The organism is Paenibacillus mesophilus (assembly GCF_005938385.1).
GTDB classification, from domain to species: Bacteria; Bacillota; Bacilli; order Paenibacillales; family NBRC-103111; genus Paenibacillus_AB; species Paenibacillus_AB mesophilus.
In genome coordinates this window covers 44,489-57,577 of sequence record NZ_VCRA01000031.1, presented here as the reverse complement: position 1 = coordinate 57,577, position 13,089 = coordinate 44,489, and the positions used below count along the sequence as shown (strand labels likewise).

General features: G+C 58.6%; 12 protein-coding genes and 1 riboswitch. Of the genes, 1 reads left to right on the top strand and 11 read right to left on the bottom strand.

Annotated elements, in window-relative coordinates; all coding sequences use genetic code 11:
- The first annotated feature begins 46 nt into the window (after positions 1–46).
- A complete protein-coding gene (locus FE783_RS37760; protein ID WP_158302153.1) occupies positions 47–217 on the top strand; it encodes a hypothetical protein in 171 nt (56 codons plus the stop codon).
- On the opposite strand, the gene FE783_RS31695 is transcribed toward FE783_RS37760, so the two are convergent.
- From FE783_RS31695 to FE783_RS31645, 11 genes are all read right to left on the bottom strand, one after another.
- A complete protein-coding gene (locus FE783_RS31695) occupies positions 205–1,194 on the bottom strand; it encodes an RluA family pseudouridine synthase (protein WP_138883411.1) in 990 nt (329 codons plus the stop codon). The two genes, FE783_RS37760 and FE783_RS31695, sit on opposite strands and share 13 nt — an antisense overlap.
- On the bottom strand, positions 1,191–1,763 hold the full coding sequence (locus tag FE783_RS31690; RefSeq protein WP_138883410.1) for a cob(I)yrinic acid a,c-diamide adenosyltransferase: 573 nt from the start codon (positions 1,761–1,763) through the stop codon (positions 1,191–1,193). The genes FE783_RS31695 and FE783_RS31690 overlap by 4 nt, the downstream gene beginning before the upstream one ends.
- Complete coding sequence (locus FE783_RS38880) at positions 1,760–4,468, bottom strand: cobyric acid synthase (RefSeq protein ID WP_138883409.1); 2,709 nt, start codon at positions 4,466–4,468, stop codon at positions 1,760–1,762. Before FE783_RS38880 ends, FE783_RS31690 begins: the two co-directional genes overlap by 4 nt.
- Before the next feature lie 18 nt (positions 4,469–4,486).
- A complete protein-coding gene (cobS, locus tag FE783_RS31680) occupies positions 4,487–5,299 on the bottom strand; it encodes an adenosylcobinamide-GDP ribazoletransferase (protein WP_138883408.1) in 813 nt (270 codons plus the stop codon).
- The gene (gene cbiB, locus FE783_RS31675) at positions 5,272–6,261 is read right to left on the bottom strand and encodes an adenosylcobinamide-phosphate synthase CbiB (RefSeq protein WP_138883407.1); all 990 of its coding nucleotides are present in this window, start codon (positions 6,259–6,261) and stop codon (positions 5,272–5,274) included. The genes cobS and cbiB overlap by 28 nt, the downstream gene beginning before the upstream one ends.
- A gap of 259 nt (positions 6,262–6,520) precedes the next feature.
- Positions 6,521–7,096, bottom strand: a complete 576-nt coding sequence (gene cobU, locus FE783_RS31670) for a bifunctional adenosylcobinamide kinase/adenosylcobinamide-phosphate guanylyltransferase (protein ID WP_138883428.1) — start codon at positions 7,094–7,096, stop codon at positions 6,521–6,523.
- Positions 7,097–7,194: 98 nt separating this feature from the next.
- Positions 7,195–8,253 carry a nicotinate-nucleotide--dimethylbenzimidazole phosphoribosyltransferase gene (gene cobT / locus FE783_RS31665; protein WP_138883406.1) on the bottom strand — a complete coding sequence of 353 codons (1,059 nt, stop codon included), beginning with the start codon at positions 8,251–8,253 and terminating at the stop codon, positions 7,195–7,197.
- 28 nt (positions 8,254–8,281) lie between these two features.
- Positions 8,282–9,103 (bottom strand): heme ABC transporter ATP-binding protein, encoded by an 822-nt coding sequence (locus FE783_RS31660; protein ID WP_138883405.1) that lies wholly within the window; start codon positions 9,101–9,103, stop codon positions 8,282–8,284.
- Positions 9,104–9,107: 4 nt separating this feature from the next.
- Entirely contained in the window at positions 9,108–10,148 is a 1,041-nt protein-coding gene (locus FE783_RS31655; RefSeq protein WP_138883404.1) for a FecCD family ABC transporter permease, read from the bottom strand.
- A complete protein-coding gene (locus tag FE783_RS31650; RefSeq protein WP_138883403.1) occupies positions 10,148–11,119 on the bottom strand; it encodes an ABC transporter substrate-binding protein in 972 nt (323 codons plus the stop codon). Before FE783_RS31650 ends, FE783_RS31655 begins: the two co-directional genes overlap by 1 nt.
- Positions 11,120–11,348: 229 nt before the next feature.
- Positions 11,349–11,555: riboswitch (cobalamin riboswitch) on the bottom strand.
- Between the two features lie 154 nt (positions 11,556–11,709).
- Positions 11,710–13,005: an ABC transporter substrate-binding protein gene (locus FE783_RS31645; RefSeq protein ID WP_138883402.1), complete on the bottom strand. Its 1,296-nt coding sequence runs from the start codon at positions 13,003–13,005 to the stop codon at positions 11,710–11,712.
- Between the last annotated feature and the right edge of the window lie 84 nt (positions 13,006–13,089).

The following is a 13,089-nucleotide window of genomic DNA, read 5'->3' as shown; positions in this document are numbered from 1 at the left end:
AAACAGTAAACTTAGGAAGAAAATACCTTTCGGGGAGGACAGCGCCATGAAAAGCAACAAAACGGCGGCCTTCTTGGCCGCCGTCATCCTTATGGCCGCCCTTGCGGCCGGGTGCGGCCCGCAATCGACCGTGAAGCAGCAGCAATTGAATCAGCGGGACGACACCCAGGGCGGAACCGGCAACAAAACGCACAGCGGCAATCTTCACTCCAAGTGATGTTTCCGGCGCAGCCGTCCGATCAAGCCGACCATATCTTCCGGCAGCGGAGCCTCGAAGCCGATCCTGCTCCGATCGGCGGGATGAGCGAAGGCGAGTCGGGCGGCGTGCAGCGCATGACGGTCGAGGGATATTCCTTCGGCCTTCTTTGCGTCCGCATCCGTGTTCGCAAGCGCCTCGGTTTCCGTTCCTTCCTCCGGGTCCGCGTCGATTCCGTACATCGCATCTCCGACTAAAGGATGGCCGATATGCTTCATATGAACGCGGATTTGGTGCGTCCTCCCCGTCTCGAGCCGCAGCCTGACAAGCGAAGCCGCGGCGCCGTACCGCTCGACCGTTTCGTAGTGGGTCACGGACCGATACCCGCCGGGCGTTACGATACGGACATGCGGCGATTCGGGATCGCGATCGATCGGGGCGTCGATCGTCCCGCCATCCGTTGCAACCGAACCGTGGACGATGGCCAAATACGATTTCTCGACGGCACCCGCCTGCATTTGCTCGGATATGTGCTGGTGGGCGTAAGGATTTTTGGCGATGGCGAGCACCCCCGACGTCTCACGGTCCAGCCGGTGAACCGGGCGGAAGCGGATTTTCTCCCCCCGCTCCAGCCAGTAATGGACTACCCCGTTGGCGATCGTATTCGTATAGTGGCCATGCGTCGGATGGACGATGATGCCAGCAGGCTTATTTACGATCAACAGCTGATCGTCCTCGTGCAAAATGTCGAGCGGCATAGGCTGCGGCAAAATGTCCTCGGACTGCTCCTCCTCCATACGGATCTCCACGACGTCTCCGGCCTGCACCCGCGCGGACGTATAGCGCCTGACTCCGTTGACGGTTATTCCTTCGGGGGTAAGCTTTAGACGGGACAGCAGCTTGCGGGACAGCTGCATCCTGTCGCGAAGAATCGTCTTGAGCATCGCGCCGTCCTCCCCTTGCGGAACAACGTAGGTCAACGGCTCATAATAATTCATTTCGACTTGCGCCGGAATACTTCGGGGCTTCGGGCATATTCCACATCCGGCACTCCCTCCCGGTGATTGGCGGTACGGGCGACGGTAAAGAAGAAATCGGACAGCCGGTTCAAATAGCGGCGAACCTCTTCATTGATTTCCGCCTGCTTGGACAAGGTGACGACGCGGCGCTCGGCCCGGCGGCATACGGTGCGGCATACGTGGAGCAGCGAAGAGGCGGCCGATCCTCCGGGCAGGATGAATCGGGTAATATCCGGCGTTTCCGCATCGTATTTATCGATCCACGCTTCCAGCCGGTCCACCATATCCGCCGTTACTTTGTAAGGACGAAGCTCCGGCTTGAGCAGGGCAAGGTCGGAGCCGCAGTCGAACAGCTCGTGCTGGATCAGCTCCAGATCCGCCTTTAGGTCGGCGAGCTTGTCTGACGACATGGCGCCGATCGCCTGTCCGAGAAAGCAGTTCAGCTCGTCCGTCGTACCGTATGCTTCCACGCGCACGTCGTCTTTGTCGACGCGGCCGCCGATGACGCCGGTTTGTCCTTTATCGCCCGTTCTCGTATAAATTCTCATTCGTTCCGTCCCCTTTCGTTATCCCCGTTAATCATCTCATAGATCCGGTTCATATCCAAATGCTGACGCACATGATCCGCCAGCCGGTCGAACGCCGCCTCGCGCCTGCTCATGAATTTCAGCTCCCCTGCGAATGGCGACCATCCTTTGTCCGCGCGGATCTCGTTGATCCAATATCGTCTAAGCTCGTCGTTATGCAAGATGCCGTGCATGTAAGTGCCCCAAAGCTTGCCGTTCTCCGACATCGCTCCGTCGGCATGGTACGAGCCGGCCGTATCCGGCGCATCGTGAATCCGGATCGAGAAAGGCTGGCGAACCGGCCCGAGAAAAGCGGTCCGTCCCATATGAATCTCATACCCTTCGACGGGCAGTCTCCCGTTGTCCGGCAGTTCGACCGTACCGGTCACCCGCTCGGTCCGCTTGTCGGGCGTGAACGTCGTTACCGCCGGAAACAGTCCGATGCCCGGAAGCTCCTCCGTGTCGGATTCGATCCGGTCCGGATCGAGCAGCCGCGTCCCCATCATCTGGTAGCCCGCGCATATGCCGAGCATCCTTCCGCCCGCTTCGACGTGACGCTTGATGCACGTCTCCAGCGCGGTGGCCCGCAAAAACTTCAAATCGTCGACCGTATTCTTGCTTCCCGGGATGATGACCGCGTCCGGATCGCCCCATTCGGATACCGTGGAGACGTAGCGGACATGTACGTCCGGCTCCTCGAACAACGGATCGAAATCGGTGAAGTTGGACAGTCTCGGCAAACGCAGAACGGCGATATCCACTTGCCCTTTCCGCTTCACCCCGGTCGCTCTCTTCGCATCGAGCGAAGCCGAATCTTCGTCCTCCAGCCCCAGATCCGGCAAGTACGGGATGACGCCGACAACCGGCTTGCCCGTCCGTCTCTCCAGCCAATCGAGCCCGGGCTGCAGCAGCGAGACGTCGCCGCGGAATTTGTTGATGACGAAGCCTTTGACGCGGGCGCGTTCTTCCGGCGTCAAAATATCGAGCGTGCCGACAAGCGAAGCGAATACCCCGCCCCGGTCGATGTCGGCGATCAGCAGCACCGGAGCGTCGGCCCACCCGGCGAGCCGCATATTGACGATGTCGCGGTCTTTCAAGTTCACCTCGGCCGGACTTCCCGCCCCTTCGATGACGACGACTTCATAGCGGCTGCGCAGCCGTCCGAGCGCTTCCTTGACGATATGCTCGGCCTCGCCGAGATATTTTTCCCGATACGTTCTGGCGTCATAATCGCGCAGCGGCTTGCCGTGCACGACGACTTGGGACACCATATCCTTCTTCGGCTTGAGCAGAATCGGGTTCATGTCGGTCGTCGCGGGGACCCGGCATGCGTCAGCCTGCATCCCTTGCGCTCTGCCGATCTCTTTGCCGTCCGGGGTTACGTATGAGTTGAGCGACATATTCTGCGACTTGAAAGGAGCCACCTTTCGTCCGTCCTGGAGCAGGATGCGGCAAAGCGCGGTCGTCAAAATGCTCTTGCCCGCATCCGACGACGTCCCTTGAAACATGAGGGTCGGCGCGAGCGCGGGACCGGCTTCCGGCTTGCCTGCGGCATTGTCCGTCGTTGCCTGTTCTGCCTCCACCGCCGCCGCTGCCGATATTTCTTCCCGCTCGCCCTTTAGCGCCTGCTTAAGCTGATCGATCAAGATCGCATTGTCGTCCCTGAGATGGACGGCTATGCGGAAATAAGAAGAGTCCAGCCCGGGAAACAGGGAAGCGTCCCGGATCAGCACACCCGACTCGCCCATCCGCCGCTGAAGCTGCTTCACATCGATGCCGAAGCTATCCGGAATGCGGACAAGCAGGAAGTTGACGTCACTCGGGAAGACGTGCAGTCCGAGCTCCCGCAGCTTCTCATTGAGCCAAGGCCGCTCTTCCGATAGCCAGCGTCGGGTCCGGCCGGCATAGTCCGCATCGGCCAACACCGCCTCTCCGACCCATTGGGCGATCGCGTTGACGCTCCACGGCACCTGCAGCTCGGCAAGTCTCCGTATTTCGTCCGGATGCGCCACCATGAAGCCCAGCCGGATGCCCGGAATCGCGTAAAACTTCGTCATCGAGCGGATGACCCGCAGCCGCTTCTTCTCGGCCGCCATCCGGATCAAGCTGGCCGAATCTTCATCCGGCACGAAATCGACGAACGCTTCGTCGAGAATCAAAGGAACGTCGTCGCGGACGAGCCGCATCAGCACGTCCGGGTCGGCCAGCCGCCCCGTAGGGTTGTTCGGGTGACCGAGTATAAGAAGGTCGGCCTGTTCCGCCGCGTTGCGCACCCCCTCCTCGCCAAGCGCGAAACCGTCGGCTTCGGAGAGCGGAATGTCGACGATACGTCCTCCTATTTTCAGAACCGCTTCCTCGTATTCCGAGAAAGAAGGCCGGGCCAATCCTACCGAACGAGGCTTCAACGCCCGGACGGACAGATCGATCAATTCGGCCGCTCCGTTGCCGACCAGCACGCTTTCCTCCGGAATCCGGTACTTCTCCGCGATGGCACGGCGCAGCCCCCGCACGGCCGGATCCGGGTAACGGGCAAGCTCCCGCCACCGGTCGGCAAGCAGCGTGCCGACGCATGCCGGGGGGCCGAACGGGTTCATATTCGAACTGAAATCGAGAAATTGCCCTGACGGCTTGCCGAATACCGCTTCCGCGGTCGTCAAATCTCCTCCGTGCCCATATCGTTCCAACATAACGTTTCCTCCCCGTCTCTACCAGCTTGCCGCCGCAACGGCTCCGAGCAGCAGCGCGCATTCCAGCAGCTCGATTAGCGCCCCGTACGTATCGCCCGTCAAGCCCCCCAGCTTGCGCGTCATCCCGCGCGCCAGAACGTATCCGATCAAGCCTGCCGCAAAAATAAGCCCGGCCGTGTAAGTGATCGCTTCCCACCACGGGAACCGCATAGCCATGAATACGATTACGCTGGCCGCAAACGCCCAAATAGTAGCGTTTCTCGCTTCCGAACGCGTCACCGATGTGAATAAGCTGCCGAGTCCGGTTCCTTCTCTGGCATACGGCCAGCCTGCAATCGCCCAGACGACGAACCATCTGCTCCATATCGGGGCGACGACGAGGAACGCGAGAAACCCGCCCGTTTCTTCGGAAACAAGCGAGAGCAGCAGCGAAAATTTCATCATCAGCAGCAGGACGCCGGCGACGACGCCCATCGCGCCGACGCGGCTGTCTTTCATAATTTCCAGCATCTTCTCCCGCGGCCGGTGGCTGAGCAGCCCGTCGGCCGTATCCATCAAGCCGTCCAGATGAAGCGCGCCTGTCAGCGCCACCCATATGCCCAGTACGAGTACAGATGCCGGCGCGGCCGGAAGGACAAGTCCGAGCATCCATCCCGCTGCCGCAACAAGGACGCCGATCACAAGGCCGACGACCGGGTAATAAACCGTGCTGCGTCGGAACAAATCGTCCGTATAATTTAATTGGATATTTACCGGTATGCGTGTAAGAAATTGAAATGCCGAGGCGCATGCCTGCAGCCCGTTCAACCATGCATCGCGATAATTGCGCATAACAGCCCTCCCGCCGCCACATAGCTTACCCCGTAACAAATCCGCGTCGTAAGCACGATATCCAAACGGGTCTTCTCGCGCAGCGGCCATCCCATCCGCGCGCGGTCGCTCACGATGTCGCCGTACCGGTTCAATCCGCCGAGCTCGATGCCGATCGCTCCCGCAACCGCCGATTCCGGAATGCCGCTGTTCGGACTCGGGTGGAGCGAGGCGAACGCCGCAATCGATTTGGCGGCTCTCGCTGCCGACAAACCCCGGCCGAACAGGCTGACAAGTATGATCATAAGTCCGGTCAGCCGTGCCGGAACGTAATTCAATACGTCGTCGAACCGGGCGGAAGCCCAGCCGAAATATAAATATTTTTCGTTTTTGTAGCCGACCATCGAATCTAACGTATTGGCAGCCCGATACAGCATGGCGAGAGGCGCGCCGCCGAGCAGCGCGAAGACGATCGGGGAGACGAAGGCGTCCACCGTGTTCTCCGCTACCGTCTCGACAGTGGCGCGGACGATCTCCGGCTCCTCGAGGCGGGTCGTATCGCGTCCGACGATGTAGCCCACAAATTTACGCGCGTCCGGCATATTGCCCTCGACGAGCGGCCGATAAACCTGCATCGCGGCATCCTTCAAGCCTTTAACGGCTAACGTCGTCGAAATAAACCACGTATTGGCCGCGTACCCGAGCCATGGATGCACCCACCGGCACGCCAGTACGATGCCGAGCATAACGGAAAAAGCCGCCGCGACCGTCAGCATGGTCAAGGCGACGCCCGCAAGCCGCACCCGGCGCGGCGACGCGGATCCGGGAGCTTCGCCCCGCCGGAGCCATTTCTCCAGGCGCGAGATGAACCGCCCGATATAGATGACCGGATGAGTCGGCCAACGGGGATCGCCGACGATCCAATCCAGCATGATAGCGGCTATCGCCATCCATGCCGTCTCTTCCAAGCTGTACAGCAGCATCCCCAACTTCCTCCTCCCTTTTGTCCGATACGGAACGATCAGTTCCGCTATTTCCCGAAAAGCCGTCTCCAGAACCGCCTAAAGGAAGTTTCAGTTCCGTTATTGACGACAAAGGAACGGTTTTTCAGCCATTTTTGCCGAATAGCGGAACTCATCCTTCCACTTCGCCCTATAAACGCAGAGCTGACGAGCAATAAAGGAACTCTTCCTTCCGCAGGCGCCATAATAGCGCCAACCTGCCGCACGATGCGACGGTGAGCTACCCGTCGATCTGCCGTGGCTCGAATCGGAAAGCCAGCCGTTTCAATTCGACCGGAATGCCGCTCGTCACCAGAAACACCTCGTCGCATGCTACCGCGATCCGCTGGTTCATCCGTCCGGCCAGATCGCGGTACACCCGGCCGAGCTTGTACTCCGGCACGATGCCGCTGCCCACCTCGTTTGTAACGAGGAGCACCGTTCCCGGGTATTGGCGGAGAGCGGCCGCCAGCTCGTCCACTCGGTCGCCGACCTTTTTCTCCATGTCGGCTTCCTGCTCATATCGGAGTACCCAGTTGGACAGCCATAGCGTCAGGCAGTCGATCAGTACCGCTTCCCCGGGGGACGGGACGTGACTCAGCAAATACTCCGCAACATGGAACGGTTCCTCGACCGTCGACCACGAAAAACCCGATTCGTCCCGGCGCTCCTTGTGCAAGGCCAGCCTTGCCGCCATTTCGTCGTCGAACGGCTGCGCGGTGGCGATGTAGATACCTTGTTTCCCCAGATGGGCCGCGTACCGTTCTGCAAAAGAGCTTTTTCCGCTTCTGGCCCCGCCCGTCACCATAATCCGCATGCTCTCATCTCCTTCCTTGTCCAAAGTCAGACTATTAATCCGTCTTTGCACGAACGCCTTCCTGCCCGCAGTCTATTCTCTCACTACGCCGTCGGAAGTCACTTCTCCGATACTCCCGCGCTTTCGAACGTAGCCATCTCGTTCATCAGCTTGACCGCGGCCTCCACGATCGGGAACGCCATAACCGCGCCGGTCCCTTCGCCAAGCCGCATATCCATCTGCAAAATCGGCCGCAAGCCGATATGCTCCATCAATACGCGATGCCCCAGCTCGTGGGACAAATGCGATGGCAGCATGTACGCCGACGCCAAAGGCGCGATACGCGACGCGACGAGCGCCGCCGCCGACGAGATGAAGCCGTCTATGACGACCGGACAACGGTTCGCGGCCGCGCCGAGTATGACGCCGACAAGACCGGCGATCTCGAAGCCGCCTACTTTCGCCAGCACGTCCAGCGCATCTTCCGCATTCGGGCGGTTGACTTCGAGCGCACGGCGGATGACGTCCCTTTTGTGCCGGAGCGCCTCGTCACCGATGCCCGTCCCCCGGCCTACGACCGCCTCGATGTCCATCCCGGTCAGAGCCGCGAGCAGCGCCGAGCTCGGCGTCGTATTGCCGATCCCCATCTCGCCGGTAGCGAACATGCCGTAGCCGCGCTCCGCGAGATCGTCTACGATGTCGACGCCGGCTTGTATCGCACGCACCGCTTCGTCAGGACTCATGGCCGGACCGACTGCAATGTTGTCCGTTCCTTTCCGGATTTTCCTGCCGACCAGATTCGGGTGGCTCAAGTCGGCATTGACGCCGATATCGACGCATACGACATCCGCGCCGACGTGTCTCGACAGCACGTTGACCGCCGCACCCCCGTTCAGGAAGTTCAATACCATCTGCGGCGTCACCGCAGCCGGGAACGCGCTGACGCCTTCCGCACACACGCCGTGATCCCCCGCCATGACAATGACCGCCTTGCCGGACAAGTCCGGCTGCAGCCGGCCGGTGATGCCGGCGATCTGTCTGGCGATTTCCTCCAGCCTGCCGAGACTTCCCGGAGGCTTAGTCAGCCTGTCGATGCGCTTCTCGGCATCCCGCATCGCGGACTCGTCCAGCCCTCGTATGCGTTCGACCGTTTGCTCCAATAAGGTCCGCAGTGCCATTTTCCTGTTTCCTCCTTCTGCTATATTACTACGAAACCGGTTCGCGCGTCTTGCTAACCGTACGATAAGCCGCCGGCTCTCCCGGCTGCAGCAGCAGCTGGGGAACGCCCGTCACCGGATGAGCCGTAACGATCGGCTCGGTTTCATAAACTTCCTTAATAAGCGCGCGGTCGAGCACTTCCCACGGCGTACCGATCTTCACGATACGCCCCTGATGGATGAGCAGCAGCCGGTTGCAGTATTGCGCCGCCAAGTTCAAATCGTGCAGGACGGCGACTACCGTCAGCTTCTCCTCGGACTGCCAGCGGCGCACCGTATCCATCATCTGCATCTGATAGCCGATATCGAGATAGGTCGTCGGCTCGTCCAGCAGCAGCAGACGGGGCTGCTGTGCCATCACTTTGCCCAGTGCGACGCGCTGCCGCTCCCCTCCGCTCAAATATTCCAGCGTCCTGGAGGCGAACGGAGTAAGCCGCAAATGGTCCAATATGCCGTCGATCAAACCGGATTTGTCGTCAGCCTCTTCGCCGAGCCAGTTCTGGAACGGAAAGCGGCCCATTTCGAGCACCTCGCGGACGGTGAAGCCGACCGGCGGCAGCGCGTCCTGCTGCAATACGGCCAGCATCCGGGCCAGCTCCTTGCGAGAGTAAGCTTTCAGCGGCTTACCGAGCATCCGGATGTCCCCCGAGTCGGGATGGTCCACACCGGAAATGAGCTTGAGCAGCGTCGACTTGCCGCTGCCGTTCGGCCCGATAATGCCGAGCGTCTCCCCTTCGTCTACAGCAAACGACACATCGTTCACAACGGTTCTGCCGTCGAACGATTTCGACAGGCGATTCACCTCGATCATACGATCAACCTTTCAGCAGCTTCTTTTGTCTGGACAGCAAATAAGCGAAGAACGGCGCCCCGAGAAAAGCGGTGACGACGCCGAGCGGAATTTCCGTCGGACTGAGCACCATGCGGGCGAGCGTGTCGGCCCACAGCACGTAAATGCCGCCGAACAGCAGCGACAAAGGAATGAGCAGCCGGTAATCCGGACCGACCATCAGGCGGACCAGATGCGGCGTAATGAGACCGACGAAGCCGATGACCCCGCATACCGAGACGGCGGCGGCGGTCAATATCGTCGAGACGAGCAGCACGATCCATTTGGTCCGCTCCACTCGCACCCCCAAATGGGCGGCATGCCGCTCTCCGAGCGCGAACAGGTTGAGCGCGCGGCCGCAAGCGATCAGAATGCCGGCTCCGATCAGAAGATAAGGGATCACCACCATTGTATAAGGCCATCCCCGCAGCGCCAGACTGCCCATCAGCCAGAATAAGATTTCGTTGACGATCTTGTCCGAATTGAGTGCAACCATGAAGGAAACGATGGCGCTTAGAAAGGAAGATACGACAACCCCGGACAAAATGACCGTTTCCGTCCGAAAGCGCCCCTGAACGCCGGCCAGCCGGAATACGATCCACAGCGTGGCTAGTCCGGTTGCGAAGGCGACGATCGGAATCGACCACATGCCGAACAGCGCATAATGAAGCCCGAACGAAATAAGAAAAGCGGCTCCGACCGACGCCCCCGAAGCGACGCCCAGCGTATACGGGTCGGCGAGCGGGTTGCGCAGCACGCCCTGAAACCCGGCGCCGGAGACCGACAACGCGGCCCCGATCAATACCCCGAGCACGATACGCGGCAAGCGGACTTTCATAATGATTTGCTCCGACGATTCGGGCCAAGTGACCGGAACGGAGCTTCCTATGTAAGGGATCTGCTTGAGCAGTACGCCCCATACTTGCGCAATCGGAATATGCGCGGACCCGAGCGACAAGCTGACGACGACGGAAAGAAGAAGGAGCAGCATCCCCGCTACTCCCCATACAAACAGCTTCCGTTTCATTATTTCACCAATTCCGGGTGCAGCGCTTTGGCCATGTCGACGAGCGCCTTCGTAAGGCGCGGTCCCGGACGCGACAGCAAATTGTCGTCGAGGCCGATCACTTTGCTTTTCTGGATCGCGGCGATTTTATCCCAGCCCCCGCGGCCCCGGATCGTTTTCTCGAGATCCGGCACGTTTCTGGCGAAGAAGATGACGTCCGGGTTCGCCTGAATAATTTTCTCCTCGCTGATCTGCTTCCAGCCTTCCAGATCGGACGCCACGTTGACGCCGCCCGCGAGCGTGATCATATCGTCCAAATACTCGCCCTTGCCGACCGTCCAGCCCGGAGAAAACTCGATGTATACTTTTTTCTTCTGCTCCGGCTTCAAGCTTTTCAAAGCGTCGACCACCGTCTGCTTTTCTTTCTTCATCTCGGCGACGACTTTCTCCGCCTGCTCCTGCTTATCGTTAATGAGCCCGAACAAAGTGACGCGCTCTATCGCTTCGTCGATCGTCTTCGGGTTTGTCTGGAACAAGTTCATCTTCAGCTCGTTCAGCTTCGCTACCGAGTTTTTGTTCAGCGACAAGCCGGCGAACACGATGTCCGGATTGGCCGCGATAATCGCTTCGGCGTTTCCTTGCAAATTGCCCATCTTCGGCTTGCTCTTCGCCTCTTCGGGATAATCGTCCAGGTTCGATACGCCGACGATTTTGTCGCCCAGCCCGAGCGCGAACAGTACCTCCGTCTCCGTAGGCGAGAGCGATACGATCCGCTGCGGCGCTTTTGTAAAGGTGAATTCTTTGCCCGAGCTGTCCTTGATCGTGAGCGGGTATGTCGTCCTTTTGCCCGTCGACTCGCTTCCCGACTTGACTGCCGTCCCCCCCGACGCCTGCGCGGGTTCCTTGACCCCTTCGGCCGGTTTGTTTTGTCCGCATGCGGCAACCGCAACCGCCAAGGCACATGCCATGAGCAGCATTCCAAGCTTCTTCATCCGTTCCCTCTCCCTTGTGCCCCAAAAAGTGATGTGTTCCTTCGAAGCCTACTCCTGTTACTTTCCGGGGACCCCAACCTGCTCCCCAAAAAGTGATGTGTTCCTTCCTCCAACAAAGAAACCCCCATCCTCGAAAGGACAGGGGTTCAGCCAATACGGGCAAACGCGCAATAGACGCGTATATTTCGTTCTTCCCGAATAAGCCGGTTCCTTTTCCTCGAAGGATTCCTTGAGCTAAACCATACAGGCAGGTCTCCTGACTCATAGGCGCGCGGCTGCAACGCGCTGCTTTCCCGCCTTCCCATCCGCATCCCGGACAGTGGCATCGTGAGAAAGCTCCTATTTCACAGTGGCGGGACCGTGTCGGATTTTCACCGACTTCCCTTTTAACCCGATCGTAGCGATACGTTCGGGCACCTGTTGGCTGATTGTGCTATTAGCGTAAAACTCGCATGCCAAGCATCTGGCTTACGGATCGATTATAGGCCAAATCGGGGCTTCTGACAATAGCAATCGCGCTCGTGAACGGCACCAAGACGCCTAAAAATACGAAGGACCGCAGCATTCGGCCGCGATCCTGACCCTATCCTTTATTTTTTGAGAATGACCTGAATGGCGGCGTTCATCTTCTCCTCCGCTTCCCGCAATGCCGTGTTGATGTCTTTGCCGGAATAAAGAACTTCATTGAACGCCTGATCGATCATCGCTGCCGGATTTTGTGGAAAAGAGAACTTGAACGGTTTTACGATAGCGAGCTTCGGCTTTGTTAATGCGACTACATTCTTATTCTGATAATCCGCGTTGTTCTGTCCGAATTGATCCTGGATTTTCCGATCCTTAAGGACGGAAACTTTTCCGTTTCTGGATATCGTCGTCTGCACTTCATCGGATAAGAGTACCTCTATGATTTGGAAGGCGGCATCTTTATTCTTGCTCTGGGCCGTCATGACGAGGTTATAAGAGTCGACGCGCTGACCGATGCCGGGCGCAGCCGGATTGACCGGATAGGTGACGACATCCCAATTCAAGCCATTAATCTTCACCATCGCCGGCAATAGTGCGCTGTATCCCATGGTCATGGCAACCTGACCGTCCTGAAAGCCTTTGATCGCCGCGATCGTCTTGGGAGCTGCACCGTCGTCGGACAATTGCTGCAATCGGAACCAAAATTGGAAAAGGTCTTTCCAGCCCTGCGACTGAAAAACGGATTTATCGTTAACGGTATCAATGAAAGGCAAGCCCAATTGGTAAGCTCCCCAGAACACGCTGTTCGGGTGCAAGCCGACGTAAGGGACCCCATTCTCATTTCGGGTCAGCTTCATGGCCAAGCTCCGTATTTCCTCCCACGTCATGCCGTCTTTCGGATAAGAAACCCCGAACCGGTCGAACAAATCCTTATTGTAAAACAACCCGAACCCGTTATTATAAACAGGCAAGCCAACCAACTGCTCGGAGAAGCTGCCCACCTTGATCGACTCCAAATACTCCGGTTGAATACGGGCCAGGTCGAATTTATGCTTCTTGATCAGCTCCTCCATATTGTAATAAAGCCCCAGCGACTGAAACTCCAGGATGTTCAAGGGAGCTTCCAAAATAAGATCGGGGATGTTTCCCGATGCTACCAGCTCCGGTACTTTGCTGCCCGCCACCGCGGTATCCGTTCTTTGGATTGTAATATGCGGATATTTCTTCGTGACGGCGGCAGCGAACTGACTCAGCTCTTCATCGGACAAGAAGCCTTTATTGGCAGCCAATTTTACCGTAACGGGATCATTCTTGATAACCGGCTCTTCCTGCGTTTCCACTTTCTTTTGGCCGCCGCATGCGGCTGTTGCTAGGAGCAGCATGGATAAAACCAACCCGGCGATTATCCGCTTCCATGCCATAATAACCACCCCTCATCCCCCGATAATATAGTTAATACAATATATAATATGTAATTGGTCAATTCAGAACAAAAAAGCTTCCCA

Bases quoted from the DNA above. Each gene is read 5' to 3' on its own strand.
- FE783_RS37760 (WP_158302153.1), top strand. From the start codon at position 47: ATGAAAAGCAACAAAACGGCGGCCTTCTTGGCCGCCGTCATCCTTATG.
- cobS (WP_138883408.1), bottom strand. From the start codon at position 5,299: ATGCGCAATTATCGCGATGCATGGTTGAACGGGCTGCAGGCATGCGCC.
- FE783_RS31695 (WP_138883411.1), bottom strand. From the start codon at position 1,194: ATGAATTATTATGAGCCGTTGACCTACGTTGTTCCGCAAGGGGAGGAC.
- cobT (WP_138883406.1), bottom strand. From the start codon at position 8,253: ATGGCACTGCGGACCTTATTGGAGCAAACGGTCGAACGCATACGAGGG.
- FE783_RS31690 (WP_138883410.1), bottom strand. From the start codon at position 1,763: ATGAGAATTTATACGAGAACGGGCGATAAAGGACAAACCGGCGTCATC.
- FE783_RS38880 (WP_138883409.1), bottom strand. From the start codon at position 4,468: ATGTTGGAACGATATGGGCACGGAGGAGATTTGACGACCGCGGAAGCG.
- FE783_RS31645 (WP_138883402.1), bottom strand. From the start codon at position 13,005: ATGGCATGGAAGCGGATAATCGCCGGGTTGGTTTTATCCATGCTGCTC.
- FE783_RS31660 (WP_138883405.1), bottom strand. From the start codon at position 9,103: ATGATCGAGGTGAATCGCCTGTCGAAATCGTTCGACGGCAGAACCGTT.
- FE783_RS31650 (WP_138883403.1), bottom strand. From the start codon at position 11,119: ATGAAGAAGCTTGGAATGCTGCTCATGGCATGTGCCTTGGCGGTTGCG.
- FE783_RS31655 (WP_138883404.1), bottom strand. From the start codon at position 10,148: ATGAAACGGAAGCTGTTTGTATGGGGAGTAGCGGGGATGCTGCTCCTT.
- cobU (WP_138883428.1), bottom strand. From the start codon at position 7,096: ATGCGGATTATGGTGACGGGCGGGGCCAGAAGCGGAAAAAGCTCTTTT.
- cbiB (WP_138883407.1), bottom strand. From the start codon at position 6,261: ATGCTGCTGTACAGCTTGGAAGAGACGGCATGGATGGCGATAGCCGCT.